This window comes from Paraburkholderia sp. A1RI_3L, assembly GCF_048957895.1.
Taxonomy (GTDB): domain Bacteria; phylum Pseudomonadota; class Gammaproteobacteria; order Burkholderiales; family Burkholderiaceae; genus Paraburkholderia; species Paraburkholderia kururiensis.
Window position 1 is genome coordinate 312,332 of sequence record NZ_JARCHA010000005.1, and the last position, 16,673, is coordinate 329,004.

Consider the following 16,673-nt stretch of genomic DNA (forward strand, 5'->3'; position numbering starts at 1 on the left):
CGCGGGCGTCGGCGTGAACGGTTTGCGAAGCGTGCGCGTTAGCGCAGCTGCGCCTCGAGCGACATGCTGTGAATGAATCGATGCAGGAAGCGCTCGCATTCGGCGAGCTGCGTGAGCGCGACGAACTCGTTCGCCTTGTGCGCCTGCTCGATGTCGCCTGGCCCACACACCACGCTCGGAATGCCGGCCCGCGCGAAGAGTCCGGCTTCGGTGCCGTAGGCGACTTTGCGCCGGCCGGTGTCGGACGTGAGTGCGCGCACGAGCTGCGTGACGGCGGCCGCTTCGGCGTCGTCGAGGCCCGGTGCTGCGGCAACCTTCGTAAATTCGATGGCGGCGGCTGCGTGCTCACGTTGCATCTTCGGCAACAGCGTTTCGCGTGCGTACGACTCGATGCGCGAGAAGATCGCGTCGGGGTCGAGCGTGGGCAGATTGCGGAATTCGAAGGCGAAGGTGCATTCGGCGGGCACCGTGTTCACGGCATTGCCGCCCGCGATGGTGCTGGTCTGCGCCGTGGTGAACGGCACGTCGTAGAATTCGTCGAACGGGCCTTGCTCGCGGAAGCGGTCCGCCATGTCGCGAATGTGGCAGATGAGACGCGCCGCGTATTCGATCGCGTTGAGCCCCTTCGGCGTGAGCGACGAGTGCGCGGCCTGGCCGCGCACGCAGCAGCGATACACGTTGATGCCCTTGTGGGCGATGATGGGCCGCATGCTGGTCGGCTCGCCCACGATGCAGCCTTCGGGCGCGACGCCGCGCTTCACGAGTTCGTCGATCATGAGCGGGGCGCCTACGCAGCCCACTTCCTCATCGAACGAGAGCGCGAGGTGAATCGGCTTCGCGAGCTTCGTAGCGAGCATCGTGGGAACGAGCGTGAGCGCGGCGCCGATGAAGCCCTTCATGTCGCAGGTGCCGCGGCCGTACAGGCGGCCGTCGCGAATCTCGGGCTTGAACGGATCGCTGTCCCAGGCCTGGCCGTCCACGGGTACCACGTCGGTGTGGCCCGAGAGCACGATGCCGCCTGCGGTGCGGCCGTCGTGCGCCGGAATGGTCGCAAACAGATTGGCCCACTTGCCGCTATCGTCGTGCGTGAGGGTGGACTGCACGCCGAGCGCGCGCAGCGCGTCGCGCACCGTCTCGATCAGCCCCAGGTTTGGATTGCGGCTCACCGTGTCCATCGACACGAGGCGGGTCACCCACGGAAGCGAAGCGGGGGAAGCGTTTGAATCGGATGAAACTGAAGATGCGGAAGATGCGGAAGGAGGGACGGCGGAGGGTGCGGAAGACAGACCGGGCGACGTGGCGGGATACGCTGACGCAGCAACCTGGGACATGACAGAACTCCACTGGTTTATCGTTGGATCATACAGAAAAAGCCGAGCCTCGCCAAAGGCTTGCGGCGTAAGGTAAGCGACCAGTAAGGGCTCGGCAAGGGGTTTGCGCGTTGCAGCATGAATGCCTCGCGCTCTGGTATCGAGGAGCGTGAGCGGAGCACGAAGCAGCACGAAGCACCGCGAAGCAGCACGAAGCAGCGCGAAAGACACGCGCGGCGCGCAGCGCGTGTCGTCCTGCAAGCCGCCCGCCGCGAAGCGCAGCGGGCGGTGCAAACCGCAGCCTTCGCGTGGCTTGACCTGCTTACCGCACCGACGTGGCGGCGCCAGCGGCCGCATGACGGGCCGGCGTGCCGAGCGCGCGCAGCGTTTCCTTGACGGTGGCCACGCGCACGGCGAGGTCGGGGCTGCGGGTTTCGATGCGCAGCTTGTCCTGACCCGCGAGCTTGATGTGCCGGTTCTTCTGCACCATCTCGATGATCCGCATGGCGTCGATGGGCGGGTTCGGCACGAACTGCAGTCCGATCACGGCTTCGCCCGCGTCGATCTTCGAAATGCCGAGCGGCCGCGCGGCGAGGCGCAGGCGGTGCGTCTCGACGAGCGCGTGCGCCTGCGGCGGCAGCTTGCCGAAGCGGTCGATCAGCTCTTCCTGGATGCTGTCGATCGCGTCGTCGTGTTCGCAGTTTGCGAGGCGCTTGTAGAGCGAGAGCCGTTCCTGCACGTCGCCGCAATAGTCGGCGGGCAAGATGGCGGGCGCGTGCAGGTTGATCTCGGTGGTTGCGGCGAGCGGCGCGTTGAGGTCCGGTTCGCGGCCTTCCTTGAGCGCCTTCACGGCGTCGTTGAGCATGTCCGTGTAGAGCTGGAAGCCGATCTCCTGAATCTCGCCCGACTGCTTGTCGCCCAGCACTTCGCCCGTGCCGCGAATTTCCAGGTCGTGCATGGCGAGATAGAAGCCCGCGCCCAGCTCCTCCATCTGCTGGATCGCTTCGAGGCGGCGCTGTGCCTGCTTCGTGAGGCCCTGCGGGTCGTGCACCAGCAGATACGAATAGGCCTGGTGATGCGAGCGGCCCACGCGTCCGCGCAGCTGGTGCAATTGCGCGAGCCCGAACTTGTCGGCGCGATGGATCAGGATGGTGTTGGCCGTGGGCACGTCGATGCCGGTCTCGATGATCGTCGTGCACAGCAGCACGTTGGCGCGCTGGGCCACGAAGTCGCGCATCACGCGTTCGAGTTCGCGTTCATGCATCTGGCCGTGGGCCACGGCGATGCGCGCCTCGGGCACGAGGGCTTCGAGCATCGCGCGGCGGTTCTCGATGGTCTCCACCTCGTTGTGCAGGAAGTACACCTGGCCGCCGCGCTTGAGTTCGCGCAGCATGGCCTCGCGGATCACGCCGTCTTCCTCGCGCCGCACGAAGGTCTTGATCGCGAGGCGCTTTTGCGGCGCCGTGGCGATGACCGAGAAGTCGCGCAGGCCTTCCAGCGCCATGCCGAGCGTGCGCGGAATCGGCGTGGCCGTGAGCGTGAGCACGTCGACTTCGGCGCGCAGCGCCTTGAGCGCTTCCTTCTGGCGCACACCGAAACGGTGTTCCTCGTCGATGATGACGAGCCCCAACCGCTTGAACTGCACGTCCGACGAAAGCAGCTTGTGCGTGCCGATCACGATGTCCACGGTGCCGTCGTTGATCTGCTGGATCGCGGCGTTGACTTCCTTCGTCGACTTGAAGCGCGAGAGTTCGGCAATGCGCACGGGCCAGTCGGCGAAGCGGTCCGTGAAGGTCTGCGTGTGCTGCTCCGCGAGCAGCGTGGTGGGCGAGAGCAGCGCCACCTGCTTGCCGCCCATCACCGCGATGAACGCGGCGCGCAGCGCGACTTCGGTCTTGCCGAAGCCCACGTCGCCGCAAACGAGGCGGTCCATCGGCTTGCCGCTCGTCATGTCGCCGATCACGGCCGCAATCGCGGCGGCCTGGTCGGGCGTTTCCTCGAAGCCGAAGCTTTCGGCGAACTTCACGTAGTCGCGCGGTTCGAGCTTGAACGCATGGCCCTCGCGCGAGGCGCGGCGCGCATAGAGGTTGAGCAGCTCGGCCGCGGTGTCGCGAATCTGCTGGGCCGCCTTGCGGCGCGCCTTTTCCCACTGACCGGAGCCGAGCGCGTGCAGCGGCGCGCTTTCGGGGTCCGCGCCGCTGTAGCGCGAGATCACGTGCAACTGCGAGACGGGCACGTAGAGCTTGCTGTCGCCCGCGTATTCGAGGTGCAGGAACTCCGTTTCGCCTTCGCCGAGGTCCATCGTGATGAGCCCGCAGTACCGTCCGATGCCGTGCTGCGTGTGGACCACGGGGTCGCCCACCTTGAGTTCGGAGAGGTCGCGCACCATCGAATCGACGTTGCTCGCCTGCTCCTGTCGGCGCCGGCCCGTGCGGCGCGCGAGCGTGCCGTAAAGCTCGGTCTCGGTAACGACGGCGAGCCCTTCGGCCGGCACGATGAACCCGTTCGCGAGCGGCGCGACGCCGAGCGAGAAAGGCGCGTCGCCCGTGAGCCAGTCTTCGAAGCTGTCGGTCTGCGCGGGGCGCAGGGCGTTGTCCGCAAGCAGTTGCGCGATGGTCTCGCGGCGCCCCGCCGATTCGGCCGCGAACAGCACGCGGTTCGGCGTGGTGGCAAGCCAGGCGCGCAGTGCGGCGACGGGGTCGTCGGCGTGGCGGTCGAGTGCGAGGCCTGGCAGCGGCGCGGCCCAGCCGCCGCCGCTTGCGGCCGGCAGCACGAGGCGCGCGAACGGTTTGGCGAGCGCGAAAAAGTCGTCGTCGGAAAGGAAGAGGCGCTGGGGTTCCAGAATCGGCCGGTCGCGGTCGTGTGAGAGGAAGCTGTGGCGCTGCTTCGTGTCCGCGGTGAAGCGGCGGATCGCCACGTCGAGGTCGCCCGAAAACACGAGGTGGGCCGCGGGCGGCAGGTAATGGAAGAGCGTGGCCGTCTCTTCGAAAAAGAGCGGCAGGTAGTACTCGATACCGGCCGACGGCACGCCGTTGCCGATGTCCTTGTAGATCGACGCGCGGCTCGGGTCGCCTTCGAACACCTCGCGCCAGCGGCTGCGAAACGCGGTGCGCGCGGTTTCGTCGAACGGAAACTCGCGGCCGGGCAAGAGGCGCACGTCGCGCACGGGGTAAAGGCTGCGCTGCGAGTCGGGGTCGAACGCGCGGATCGAATCCACCTGGTCGTCGAACAGGTCGATGCGGTACGGCAGCGGCGAGCCCATCGGATAGAGATCGATCAGCGAGCCGCGCACGCAGTACTCGCCGGGACGCACCACCTGGCTCACGTGCTCGTAGCCCGCGAGCGTGAGCTGCGCCTTGAGCTTCGCCTCGTCGAGGCGCTCGCCCTGGGCGAACGAGAATGTGTAGGCCGCGAGGAACGACGCGGGCGGCATGCGGTACAGCGCCGTGGTGGCGGGCACGAGCAGGATGTCGCACCGGCCTTCGCCCAGGTCGTGCAGCGTGGCGAGCCGCTCGGAGACGAGGTCCTGGTGCGGCGAAAAGGTGTCGTAGGGCAGCGTCTCCCAGTCCGGCAGCAGACGCACGCGGGCATTCGGCGCGAAGAAGGTGATTTCCTGCGAGAGCCGCTGCGCGTCCACGGCGCTCGCGCAGACCACCGCGAGCAGCGGAATCTTGTCGCGGTAGGCGAGATGGTAGCGGGCGATCAGAAGTGCATCGGACGACCCGTGCGTGCCGTCGAACGCGAAGCGCTGCCCGCTCTTCACGAGCGCGACAGGGCAGGCCGGCGGCAACGGAGAAGACGGGGACGACGATGAAGCGGCGGTATCGGACATAGGAAAGGGAGCGGCCTTGGGCGGCAATGAAGCCGTGATGATGCGCGATTGCAGCGGCCGCCGGACCGCGCTCGGGCGTGCTCCGGCGTCAACGCAAAGGACCTATTATAAAATCCGTCCTTCCATTTGGCTCCCGCAGCTTTCGCACCCGGCTCAGACGGGCGCTCCGGCGAGCGGCGCCCGCAAGCATCCGACTACTGTGACCTCACGCCTTTTTGCCCTCATTCCGTGCGCCGGCACCGGCAGCCGTTCCGGTTCGGCCATGCCGAAGCAGTACCGTACCGTGGCCGGCCGCGATCTGCTCCACTACACGCTTTCCGCGTTCGACGCCTGCAGCGAATTCGCGCAGACACTCGTTGTAATCTCGCCCGACGACGCCCATTTCGACGCGCGCCGCTTCGCCGGCCTGCGCTTCGCGGTGCAGCGCTGCGGCGGCGCTTCACGCCAGGCGTCGGTGCTCAACGGCCTCATCGCGCTCTCGGGGTTCGGTGCGCGCGACGACGACTGGGTGCTCGTGCACGATGCGGCGCGTCCGGGCATTACGCCCGCGCTGATCCGCACGCTGGTTGCCGAACTCAAGGACGACGCCGTAGGCGGCATCGTGGCGCTGCCCGTGGCCGACACGCTCAAGCGCATGGCGCCTGCGCAGCCGCCGCACGTGGCGCGCACCGAGTCACGCGACGGCCTCTGGCAGGCGCAGACGCCGCAGATGTTCCGGCTTGGCATGCTGCGCCACGCGATCGAGCGGGCGCAACAGGAAGGCCACGACCTCACCGACGAAGCGAGCGCGATCGAATGGCTCGGTCACGCGCCGCGGCTCGTGCAGGGCAGCCTGCGCAACTTCAAGGTGACTTATCCCGAGGATTTCGATCTCGCGGAAGCGATCCTGAGCCGGCCGGCTGCTCAGTGACCTTGAAGTGAGCTTGAACTGAGCTCGAAGTGAGCTCGAGCACCCCCGAATTTTCACTACGGACTTACGCATGGATTTCAGAATCGGACAGGGCTATGACGTACACGCACTCGTGCCGGGGCGCCCGCTCATCATCGGCGGGGTGACGGTGCCTTACGAGCGCGGGCTGCTCGGCCACTCGGATGCCGACGTGCTGCTGCACGCGATCACCGACGCGCTCTTTGGAGCGGCGGCGCTCGGCGACATTGGCCGGCACTTTCCCGACACCGACACCCGCTTTGCGGGCGCGAACAGCCGCGTGCTCCTGCGCGAGTGTGCTGCGCGCGTGAAGCAGGCGGGCTTCGCCATTGCGAACGTGGACAGCACCGTGATCGCGCAGGCGCCGAAGCTCGCGCCGCACATCGACGGCATGCGCGCCAATATCGCGGCCGACCTCGAATTGCCGCTCGACCGTGTGAACGTGAAGGCCAAGACCAACGAGAAGCTGGGGTACCTCGGGCGCGGCGAGGGCATCGAGGCGCAGGCGGCTGTGCTGCTCATGCGGGTGTGATTGACGCGTGTTCCGGCGAGAGCCGGGCAGGATTGCCGGATGGCGTGCCGCGAGCCCGCGTCCGGTAAAAAGACCGTGAAATAAAAGAACAAAAAGTCGTAAAAGCGTTGCCATGCTCTAATGGACGCGCGCGGTCGCGGCAATAACGGGCGAACCTTCGGCCCGGATTAATTTCAATATTTGTCGCCCTATACTGCGCGGGTACTGGCATGCAGGAAGGGCGATGAGCGCAGCTCGAGAACTTCGAGGCCATGTGAGGGGCCTCAACGGCATACGGGCGCTGGCGGTGACGCTCGTGTTCGCTGCTCACAAAGGCCATCTGGGCAGCATGGGCGAAGCCGTGGATGCCGGAAAACTGGGCGTCTGGCTGTTCTTTCTCATCAGTGGTTTTCTGATCATGGGGGAACTGCATCGCAATCGCCTGCGTATTGAAGAAGCGAAAGAAGCGGGCGCGCGGCATAATGCGGCGCTGTACGTGTTTTATATGAAACGCGCGCTGCGTATTTTCCCGGTTTATTACCTTTTGCTTGCGGCACTCGCGATTGCACATCACCTGTTTTATCAGCGCGAGGTGAATCTCGGCTTGCCGTGGCATGTCCTTTATCTTTCGGATTACTGGATCGGATTCGTGCAGGACGGCTGGCCGGGCACCGTTTCGCATTTCTGGAGCCTCGCCGTCGAGCAGCAGTTCTATCTGGTGGCGCCGTTCGTGCTGCTGTTCACGCCAGCGTCACGCCACGTCGCGCTGTGCGCGGGCTTCGTTGCCGTCGCGGCCGTCGTCCATGTGGCGCTCGATGCGGGTGGGGCGAGTCCGCCGCTCGTTTATGCGTGCTCGCCGTGGAACTTCGCGTTGCTCGCGCTCGGGGGCATGGGCGGTATTGCCTGTGCGCGCCATCGGGTAGTGGCCGCCGTGGCAGGCGCCACGCTCACGTTGCTTGTGTGCGCGGCAGGGCTCGTTGCGGTGCTGGTGTGGCGGGTTTCGACGCGCGGCGCCCCGGCCGATGGCGCGCTGGCGGGGGTGCTCGACGTCGGCCTGTCTTTCACGCTGCTCGGCGTGTTCCTCTGGATCGTCAACCGGCAGAACAGCATGCTCGTCTCGGTGCTCGAATGGCGTCCGCTCGACTACTTCGGCACCGTCAGCTACGGCTTCTACCTGTTCCACAACCTGATTCCATCGAAGCTCGGCGAAGCGCCGTATCTGTATGCGCGTCTTCATGTGCCTGCTTGGTTGCAGATTGGCTTGCCGGTGATGCTTCAATTTCTGCTTGCGCTGCTGCTCGCGCATCTATCGTGGCAGTTGCTTGAAAAGCGTTTGCTGGAACTCAAGAAGCCGCTCGAAGCGGCGATTCGCAGGCGCCTTGCCGGGCAGCAACCGGCAGTGGACCTCGGCGCACGCTAAGTCGCCTGCGACGGCTCGCGATCGTTCAGCGCCGTTTGCTGCCGTGCGCGACCACGCACGCGCAGCCCAACGCGTACCGCGCGCCTACGCGTTCTCCGCGGCAATCACCTGCGCGGCCGCGTTCACCACCGCGGCAATACGCCCGACGTCGCGCAATTGCGTCGACGACATGCCTTCTTCAATGAGCGAGTCGAAGTGTGACTTCACGCAGAAGTGGCATTTGCCGACGATCGATGCGGCCAGCGCGTACAGTTCGAAGCGGCGCCTGTCGACGCCGCCGTGCGACGCATAGGCGTTCATGCGCAGGCCGGCCGGTTGCGATTTGAGGTCGGCGTTGCCGGTCATCTCCCCATACGGATACCAGACGTTGTTCATGCCCATCAGCGCGGCCGCGGCGAGCGCGCCGTGGGTTTCCTCGGGCGACAGCACGCCGGCATCGCGGATGGTCTTCACGATCGTCGCGCTCTTCGCGGCAAAGGCGGCGGCGAGCGCGACGCCCACGGCGTCGTTGCCTTCGAGCGACGAACGCGCAATCGTGCCGTCGAGGTTCAGGCGGATGTCCTTCGCGTAGTCGGGAATGCGCTCCTTGATCGCGGCAAGAAACTCCATCAATACCTCCTCGTGGTCGCTTCGTGATCAGTCGGCAGGAAGCTCGCCCGCTTTGCCGGGCATGGCGAGCCGCTTTGTCGCGCTCATAGCGTGGCGCCGCCGACCGCGCGGTTGCAGGGGCATAGCTCGTCGGTCTGCAGGCCGTCCAGAATGCGCAGCACCTCGTCGGGGTTGCGGCCCACGTTCAGGTTGTTGACCGAGACATGCTGGATCGTGTTGTCCGGGTCCACGACGAACGTGGCACGCAGTGCAACGCCCGCTTCCTTGTCGCGTATGCCGAGCTGGTCGATCAGTTCGCCCTTCACGTCGCCGAACGAATAGTGGTTCAGCTTGTCGAGGTCCTTGTGCTCGCGGCGCCAGGCGAGCTTGACGAACTCGTTGTCGACGCTGCCGCCGAGGAGCACCGCGTCGCGCTCTTCGAACGCTTTTTGCAGCTTCGCGAATTCGACGATCTCTGTCGGACACACGAACGTGAAGTCCTTGGGGTAGAAGTAGATGATCTTCCACTTGCCCGGGAACGACGTTTCCGTGATCTCTTCGAACGCCGACGCGCCGTTTTCTTCATGGTTGTTGAAGCCCGGCTTCGCAGCGGTGACGGTGAAAGCTTCGAGTTTGTCGCCCACGGTTTTCATGCGCTTGCTCCTGTGCAGAGATGGATTCGATGAAAGACAGCGCGGTGACGCTCCGGTCAGCGGGAGCGCACCCGCTACACCTGCAAAGACTGGTCTATTGACTGGGTTGTTCAATAGAAATTGTCTAAACGTCGGGAGGATGCTTTTAGGCGTACGGCGTCAGCATGGGTTGTGCCCGCGCGCTGACAGCGGGACCCGTGCGGGTCATGATGCGCCGGCTGCCGGCGCGAGCGAGGGGAGGCGCTGCAGAAATGCCGGCGTGGCCCGCCGGATCAGACGCCCTTGGCGAGCGGAAATTCGATCGTAACTTCGAGGCCGGGGCCCGGTGCACGGTTACGCAGCCGCAAGGTGCCGCGGTAACGGCCCACGAGGCGTTGCACGATCGCCATGCCGAGACCCGTGCCGTTGGCCTGGGTGCGTGCCGAATTGACGCGGTAGAACGGCCGCGTGACGAGCGCAAGCTGGTCCTCGGGAATGCCGGGGCCTTCGTCCACCACGGAAAGCTCCACGCGCGAATGCGAGACACGCGTCTCCAGCATGACGTGCGGAATGCCGTCGGTCTCGCTGATGCCGTACTTGCGGGCGTTCTCGATCAGGTTGCCCACCACGCGACGCATGTCGGTTTCATCGGCTTCTACCACGGCAGCGGGCGCAAGCCGCGTGATCAGGCGCATGCCGTCTTCGGACGACATGCGCGCGGCGAGCTCGCTTGCGATCACGGAGAGGTCGACCTTCTCGGGCTGACGCTGCACGGGCCGCGCGTAATCGAGGAAGCGGCCGATGATCATGTCCATCTGCTCGATGTCGTCGATCATCGCGTCCTTGGTCGTCTGGTCCGACGGACTCATTTCGGTTTCCAGCCGCAGGCGCGCGAGCGGCGTGCGCAGGTCGTGCGAAATGCCTGCCAGCATCAGGGCGCGGTCGGCTTCCAGCTGCTCGAGGTCGCGCACCATCTGGTTGAAGCTGCGGTTCGTTTCGGCGGCCACGCCCATGCCGCGTTCGGGCAGCGGCTCGGGCGACTGCCCCGAGCCCACCTTGCGCGCGGCCATGGAGAGCCGCGAGAACGGGCGGTTCACGAGGCTCGTAATGAACGCTGCGCCGAAGAGCGAGAGCGCGAGCGCGAACACGCCCCAGCCCACCCATTGCAGGCCCGTGACGTTGTCGAGCTGATCGCGATCGAGCGCGACCCAGTAATCGTCGTCGTCGATCTTGAAGCTGATCCACACGCCGGGAATGTCGTTGACCGATTGCGCGATCACCGTGTCGTCGCCGAGGCGACTGCGGATGTCGTGCTCGATCAGCCGGTTCAGCGATTCGTCGGGCTGCAGCTTGTATTTGTCGGTGGTCTCGCGCGGATAAACGCGCACGCCCTCGTTGCTCTCCAGGTCCTGGAGCAGCGCACGGCGCAGATCCGGATCGGAGTAAAGCAGGGCGGTGCGGGTGAGCTTGACGATGGCGACGAGCTGAAGCGCCACGCGCTGCGCGCGGGGCTCGCGCTCGATCACGCGAAAGCTCTGGAACCACGCCGCGAGACTTACCGCAATGAGGAGCGCGATCAGCAGGAAGGTGCGCCAGAAAAGTCCGCCGAAGGCGTGCGTGAGGACGCGCCGGTCAATCCGCATGGACCGTCCCTGTCAGAGAAACGAACCGCAAAGCTGGGCTCGGGATCAGGCTGCGCCGTCCGGAATGAACACGTAGCCGAGTCCCCAGACAGTCTGAATGAAGCGCGGGCTGCCCGGATCGGGTTCGATCAGTTTGCGCAGGCGCGAAATCTGCACGTCGAGGCTGCGGTCGAACACTTCGTACTCGCGACCGCGGGCGAGCTCCATGAGCTTTTCGCGCGAAAGCGGCTGGCGCGGATGCCGGGCAAACACCTTGAGTACCGAGAATTCGCCGGTGGTGAGCGGAATTTCCTGGCCGGCCTTGGTGAGCGTGCGCGTGGCCAGATTGAGGGCGAACTCGCCGAACTCGAACACCTCCGTGGTTTCGGAGGGCGCGCCCGGGAGCTCGGAAGGCGACTGGCGACGCAGCACCGCATGAATGCGTGCCACCAGTTCGCGCGGATTGAACGGCTTCGGCAGATAGTCGTCGGCGCCCATTTCGAGGCCGACAATGCGGTCCACGTCTTCGCCCTTGGCCGTGAGCATGATGATGGGCGTGCGGTCGTTGCTGCCGCGCAGACGGCGGCAGATCGAGAGGCCGTCTTCGCCGGGCAGCATCAGGTCCAGCACGAGCAGGTCGAAACGCTCGCGCACCCAGAGCTTGTTCATGGCCGGTGCGTTTTCAGCGACGTAGACGTTGAATCCCTGTTCGCCGAGATAGCGCCGCAGCAGGTCGCGCAGGCGCGGATCGTCGTCGACGACAAGGATTTTTGAAGGGTTCTTGGTTTCCATGGACGGCATCTTAGCGCGATTAGAAAGGGGTGCGAGTTTTGGCGAATTGCCGAGTTACAGTCAGTTACAAAATTTACCCGCCCCGTGGCACGACGTAAAGCGGCCACGCGTACACTCCTTTACTGACTGCGGCTGTTCGGTGGATACTTCATTAGACTATAACGCTCGCGCCCGCCTTCTTTGGGTCTTGCACATGCACACATGTATTTGAGGTAAGCCGTTTGCCGCGCCACGAAGGGAACAAGATGAAGGGAGGGGTCAGGCCAAGGGTGCGCCTCATCGTGACAGGGCTCGCCGTGGCCGGTGCTCTTGCGAGCCTGCTCGAACCCGCTTCCGTTCTCGCTCAGCCGGCTGCCGACCGGCTTCCCCATTCCCGTCTGTCCCCACGCACGCCCAACGGCACGAAGCCGTATCGCCGCCCGGTGGTTGTGCCCCCGCAGCCCGCCTCGGACCTTGCGATGCGCACCGCCGTCCCCCCCGACCTCGACCAGCGCCGCCGCGACGGCCACATGACGCCCGAAGAGCGCCGCCTGCTACGCCAGCATATCGAGGACGCCGTGCGCGAACTCTACAAGCGCTGACGACGGAAAAGGCCGGCCCGCGCCGTGTAAGAGCTGACCTCGCTACCGCAGCCCAGTCCCGAACCGGTCGACCATGAATACGCTTATGACGATGCGCCCGAGCCTTGCGGGGGTGGCGCGGCAGGCCGTGCTGGCGGTAGCGGCGTCGTGCGCCACTGCAGGGGCGCTGATTACGCCCGCGCATGCCACGGCGACGAGCGGCGGCTTTGGTACCGGCCATCCTGTTGCCACAACGCGTATCACGGCGGCACCCACCGCTCGCCGCGTCACCGCCAGGCCACCCGCGGTGCCTTCGCACCCCACCCACGAGGCCGTACTCGACGCCGACGACGCCCGCTACTTCCTCACCCGCACCGGCTTTGCGCCCGACCACACTGAAGTCGCGCAGTACGTCGGCCTCACGCGCGAAGAGGCCGTGGCCCGTGTGCTCTTCGCTACGCGCACCGTCGCGGTGAACCCGATGCCGTTGTGGACAGCTGAGCCCGTCCCCACGCGCGCCGAACGCAACGCATGGACACCCGACGAGCGCCGCGCCGAGCAGCAGACGCGCGGCCAGCGCTATGACGAACTGCGCGCGTGGTGGGTGCGCGAAATGACCACCACGCCGTCGCCGCTCACGGAACGCATGACGCTCTTCTGGCACAACCATTTCACGTCGGCGCAAGACAAGGTGAGCTGGCCGCAGTCGATGGCACAGCAAAACGTGCTGTTGCGCCGCGACGCGCTGGGCAGCTTCGCGACGATGCTGCACGACGTGGCAAAAGATCCCGCGATGCTGCAATACCTCGATGGGGCGAGCAATCGCAAAGGCAAGCCGAACGAGAATTTCGCGCGCGAAGTGATGGAGCTCTTCACGCTGGGCGAGGGCCGCTATACGCAGCGTGACGTGGCCGAGGCGGCTCGCGCGTACACGGGCTGGGGTGTCGACCCCGACACAGCGGCCTACGTCTGGCAGGCGGATCGCCACGACAACGGCATGAAGACGGTACTCGGCGAAACAGGACCGTTCGACGGCGACGCAGTGCTCGACATTCTGCTCGCGCGCCCTGAGACAGCCGACTTCGTCGTGCGCAAGCTGTGGCGCGAGTTCGTTTCGGAGAGCCCGGACCCGGCGCAGATCGAACCCATTGCCGCTCGTTTTCGCGCGAGTCGCTACGACATCAAGGTCGCGCTGCGTGGGTTGTTTCTCACGGACGCGTTCTGGGACGAGCACAATCGCGGCGTGCTCGTGAAGTCCCCGGCCGAATTCGTGGTCGGCGCGGTGCGCGCCTTCGACATCGGTTACGAAAGCACGGCGCCGTTCGCGGGCGCCATGCGCAACTTCGGCGAGAACCTGTTCTATCCGCCGAACGTGAAGGGATGGCCGGGCGGCGAAACGTGGATCAATAGCTCGACGCTGCTCGCGCGCAAGCAATTCGTCGAGCAACTGCTGCGCTCCACGGCGGCGGTGCCGGCCGGGCGTATGGTGAAGGGCAGCATGCATTTCGACATTGCGCGGTGGCTGACGGACTTCCGCACGTCGCCGACAGCGCGGCCAGGGCTTACCGCCGAACTGCAGTTGCAGCATGCGGTGTTGCCGTTCGCGCCGGTGGACCCGATCGCAACCGACTCCACCGCGAGCGCCTATCTGCAGGCGCTGCTGATGGATCCGGCTTACCAGCTCAAATGACGATGAACCGCGCTTGCCGAAGCGATGGCGCTCGCGGCACAGCCCGCTTTGCCGCGACGGCGGCACAGGCGAGACCGCCCGAACGAGGTACAGCATGAAACGACGCGATTTCCTGACGATGGCGAGCGCCGCCGGCATGTCGCTGTGGCTGGCGCGCGGCGCGCCTCGCGCGTACGCCGGCGAGGGTGCCTCACGCTCGGGTTCTTCAATCACACACGGCTACGACAACCTGCTGATTCTCGTGGAGCTCAAAGGCGGCAACGACGGTTTGAACACCGTCATCCCCTACGCCGATCCGCTTTACCTGAAGCTGCGCAAGAACATCGGCATCAAGCGCGAGCAGGTCATTCAGCTCGACGAACGCACGGCGCTGCATCCCGCGCTCGAACCGCTGATGCCGCTCTGGCAGACGAAGCAGCTCGCCATCGTGCAGGGCGTGAGCTATGCGCAGCCCAACCTGTCGCACTTTCGCTCCATCGAGATCTGGGATACGGCGTCGGATGCCGGCGAATACCTGCGCGAGGGATGGCTCACGCGAGCGTTCGGGCAGCGCGCGGTGCCGCACGGGTTTGCCGCTGACGGCGTGGTGATCGGCAGCGCGGAGATGGGGCCGCTTGCCAATGGCGCGCGTGCCATTGCACTCGTCAATCCCGCGCAGTTCGTGCAGGCGTCGAAGCTTGTCACGCCTGTCTCGCTGCAAGAGCGCAATCCCGAGCTTGCGCACATTCTGGACGTCGAGAACGACATCCTGCAGGCCGCCGATCGCCTGCGTCCACGCCCGGGGCAATACACGCTGAAGACGGCGTTTCCGGGCGGGGCGTTCGGTGCGTCGGTGAAGACCGCGATGCAGGTGCTCGCGGCTTCGTCCACGCCGCAAGGCAAGGCGATGCCGGGGCAGGGCGTCGCGGTGATCCGGCTTACGCTGAACGGTTTCGACACGCATCAGAACCAGCCCGGTCAGCAGGCTGCGCTGCTGCGCCAGTTCGCCGACGGTATGGCCGCGATGCGCGCTGCGCTCGTCGAGCTGGGCCGGTGGGACAGCACGCTCGTCATGACCTACGCCGAATTCGGCAGGCGCGTGCAGGAGAACCAGAGCAACGGCACGGACCACGGCACGGTGGCGCCGCATTTCGTCGCAGGCGGACGCGTGCGCGGCGGCTTCTATGGCGTGCCGCCCGTGCTTGCGAGACTCGACGGCAACGGCAATCTGCCCGTTGGCGTGGACTTTCGCGAGCTTTACGCGACGGTGCTCGATACGTGGTGGGGCATGGATGCGCAGGCCGTGCTCAAGCAGCGGTTCGACCCACTGCCGCTGCTGCGCGCGTGAGAGATGGGTGTCGGGCGTCGCGCGTCGGGCGTCGCGAAAGGCGGGCGAGAGGTCAGCCGCCAGCGGGCTCAGCCGCGCCGCGCCGCGCGCCAGGCAATCCACAGCTTGCGGACGGGCGTGAGCACGATCTGCTGGTGCAAGACCTGATAACCCTCTCGCTCGACCTCGTCGAGCAGCGCGAGCGAGAGCGCAGCGAGCGAGCGCAGCGGGCGCTGCGCACGGCGCTCGGCCGCGGGAATGGCGGCAAGCGCGCTATGCAGCGCGTCGCGCGCGCGCGTGGTCTGGAACTGCATCAGTTGCGTGAACGCGTCGCTGTAGCGGCGGTTGATGAGATCCGCGGCGGTCACGTTGTAGCGCTGCAGTTCGTCGATGGGCACATAGATTCGGCCGTGGCGCGCGTCGTTGCCGATTTCGTGGACGAACTGCGCAAGCATGAGTGCGTGACCGAGCGATGCGGCCCAGTCCTGTGCCTGGGCCACGTCTTGTGCCGATCCTTGTGCCGATCCTTTGGCCGAGACGCGTGCGAGAAGCGCGGCAAACGTGCCCCCGACACCGTCCATGTAACGCCGCAGATTCGGGAAGTCGAGGTAGCGCGCCTGCTCGAGATCCATCTCGAAGCCCGCCAGCAGCGCCTGCAGCGCGGGGTATTCGGCCGCGACGTCACCCAGGTGCGCGGCGAGCGCCATGGACACCGGGTGCGAGGGCGAGCCTGCCGCCAGTGCAGCCGTTTCCTTCTGCCACCACGCGAGTTTGGTGCGGCCCACGGTGGGGTCGCTCGTTTCCTTGACCGTCTCCTCGAACTCACGCCGTAAAGCGAACAGCGCCGCGAGCAGCGGCTGCTGTGCGAGTGGCGCCTGGCGCAGTGCGTAGTAGGTGCTCGATCCAGGCGGGGCCGCCTTTTGCAGGCAGTATTCGTCGAAATTCACAGTGCGGGCGGTAGGGGCAGGGGACGGAGCTCTCGCCGACATGCACGCCGGCCATCGCGCAGCGGCGTGTCTGCCGCGATCATGCGCGGTGGTATGCGATGGGGTGCGTCACGCGAAACGACAAATTCTAGCACCGCAGCGGGTTGCAGATTCAGTGCGCATGCAGACAAGCGTGAGGCAATCGGTTAGAATCTCGCCCTCACGCGATTCCGGCGTGCGGCGCCCGCCGCACCAATGCCGGCAGCGGTGCCGGATATCGGGCCGGCGGCAGCGCCAGGAGCGTTGCCGCCGGCCCGGCGGCGAGGATGGCGAAATTGGTAGACGCACCAGGTTTAGGTCCTGACGCCAGCAATGGTGTGCGGGTTCGAGTCCCGCTCCTCGCACCATCATCTATTTGACTCAGTAGCATCGAACGTCTGTGCGGCCGGCTTTGTCCGGCCGTTTTTTCGTGCCGGGTTTTCGTGCTGGGTTTTCGTGCTGAGCGCGGCATGTACGCTGCACGACCGCGCATGGTTGCCCCCGCAACCGTCCTCTC

The 16,673-nt window shown here is 65.9% G+C and carries 13 protein-coding genes and 1 tRNA gene; 7 read left to right on the forward strand and 7 right to left on the reverse strand.

The features are described from left to right. Positions 1-38 precede the first annotated feature (38 nt). Positions 39-1,331: an acetylornithine deacetylase gene (gene argE, locus PXJ20_RS16800; protein ID WP_421029310.1), complete on the reverse strand. Its 1,293-nt coding sequence runs from the start codon at positions 1,329-1,331 to the stop codon at positions 39-41. Between the two features lie 301 nt (positions 1,332-1,632). Then, positions 1,633-5,142 (reverse strand): transcription-repair coupling factor, encoded by a 3,510-nt coding sequence (gene mfd / locus PXJ20_RS16805; RefSeq protein WP_421029309.1) that lies wholly within the window; start codon positions 5,140-5,142, stop codon positions 1,633-1,635. A 199-nt stretch (positions 5,143-5,341) separates the two neighbouring features. Here mfd and ispD point away from each other — a divergent pair, with 199 nt between their 5' ends. From ispD to PXJ20_RS16820, 3 genes are all read left to right on the forward strand, one after another. Continuing rightward, positions 5,342-6,052, forward strand: coding sequence for a 2-C-methyl-D-erythritol 4-phosphate cytidylyltransferase (gene ispD, locus PXJ20_RS16810; protein WP_126877332.1), 711 nt, complete (start codon positions 5,342-5,344; stop codon positions 6,050-6,052). 70 nt (positions 6,053-6,122) lie between these two features. Further along, positions 6,123-6,602 carry a 2-C-methyl-D-erythritol 2,4-cyclodiphosphate synthase gene (gene ispF / locus PXJ20_RS16815; protein WP_126877331.1) on the forward strand — a complete coding sequence of 160 codons (480 nt, stop codon included), beginning with the start codon at positions 6,123-6,125 and terminating at the stop codon, positions 6,600-6,602. A 223-nt stretch (positions 6,603-6,825) separates the two neighbouring features. After that, positions 6,826-8,001, forward strand: coding sequence for an acyltransferase family protein (locus tag PXJ20_RS16820; RefSeq protein ID WP_421029308.1), 1,176 nt, complete (start codon positions 6,826-6,828; stop codon positions 7,999-8,001). An 84-nt stretch (positions 8,002-8,085) separates the two neighbouring features. Here the strand turns inward: PXJ20_RS16820 and PXJ20_RS16825 are convergent, their stop codons facing one another. The 4 genes from PXJ20_RS16825 to ompR all read right to left on the reverse strand — a co-directional run bounded on the left by PXJ20_RS16825 (position 8,086) and on the right by ompR (position 11,644). Next, complete coding sequence (locus PXJ20_RS16825; protein ID WP_421029307.1) at positions 8,086-8,610, reverse strand: carboxymuconolactone decarboxylase family protein; 525 nt, start codon at positions 8,608-8,610, stop codon at positions 8,086-8,088. Positions 8,611-8,693: 83 nt separating this feature from the next. Next, positions 8,694-9,242: a peroxiredoxin gene (locus PXJ20_RS16830; RefSeq protein WP_017773793.1), complete on the reverse strand. Its 549-nt coding sequence runs from the start codon at positions 9,240-9,242 to the stop codon at positions 8,694-8,696. A 272-nt stretch (positions 9,243-9,514) separates the two neighbouring features. Further along, positions 9,515-10,864, reverse strand: coding sequence for an ATP-binding protein (locus tag PXJ20_RS16835; RefSeq protein WP_017773794.1), 1,350 nt, complete (start codon positions 10,862-10,864; stop codon positions 9,515-9,517). Between the two features lie 45 nt (positions 10,865-10,909). Continuing rightward, the gene (gene ompR, locus PXJ20_RS16840) at positions 10,910-11,644 is read right to left on the reverse strand and encodes a two-component system response regulator OmpR (protein ID WP_017773795.1); all 735 of its coding nucleotides are present in this window, start codon (positions 11,642-11,644) and stop codon (positions 10,910-10,912) included. A gap of 236 nt (positions 11,645-11,880) precedes the next feature. Here ompR and PXJ20_RS16845 point away from each other — a divergent pair, with 236 nt between their 5' ends. The 3 genes from PXJ20_RS16845 to PXJ20_RS16855 all read left to right on the forward strand — a co-directional run bounded on the left by PXJ20_RS16845 (position 11,881) and on the right by PXJ20_RS16855 (position 15,212). Continuing rightward, positions 11,881-12,216, forward strand: coding sequence for a hypothetical protein (locus tag PXJ20_RS16845; RefSeq protein ID WP_421029306.1), 336 nt, complete (start codon positions 11,881-11,883; stop codon positions 12,214-12,216). A gap of 73 nt (positions 12,217-12,289) precedes the next feature. Beyond that, on the forward strand, positions 12,290-13,885 hold the full coding sequence (locus PXJ20_RS16850) for a DUF1800 domain-containing protein (RefSeq protein ID WP_421029305.1): 1,596 nt from the start codon (positions 12,290-12,292) through the stop codon (positions 13,883-13,885). Positions 13,886-13,979: 94 nt separating this feature from the next. Beyond that, positions 13,980-15,212: a DUF1501 domain-containing protein gene (locus PXJ20_RS16855; protein ID WP_421029304.1), complete on the forward strand. Its 1,233-nt coding sequence runs from the start codon at positions 13,980-13,982 to the stop codon at positions 15,210-15,212. 68 nt (positions 15,213-15,280) lie between these two features. Here the strand turns inward: PXJ20_RS16855 and PXJ20_RS16860 are convergent, their stop codons facing one another. Beyond that, positions 15,281-16,138: a squalene/phytoene synthase family protein gene (locus tag PXJ20_RS16860; RefSeq protein ID WP_421029303.1), complete on the reverse strand. Its 858-nt coding sequence runs from the start codon at positions 16,136-16,138 to the stop codon at positions 15,281-15,283. Positions 16,139-16,437: 299 nt separating this feature from the next. On the opposite strand from PXJ20_RS16860, the gene PXJ20_RS16865 reads away from it, so the two are divergent. Next, a tRNA-Leu gene (locus PXJ20_RS16865) sits at positions 16,438-16,524 on the forward strand. Positions 16,525-16,673: the final 149 nt, after the last annotated feature.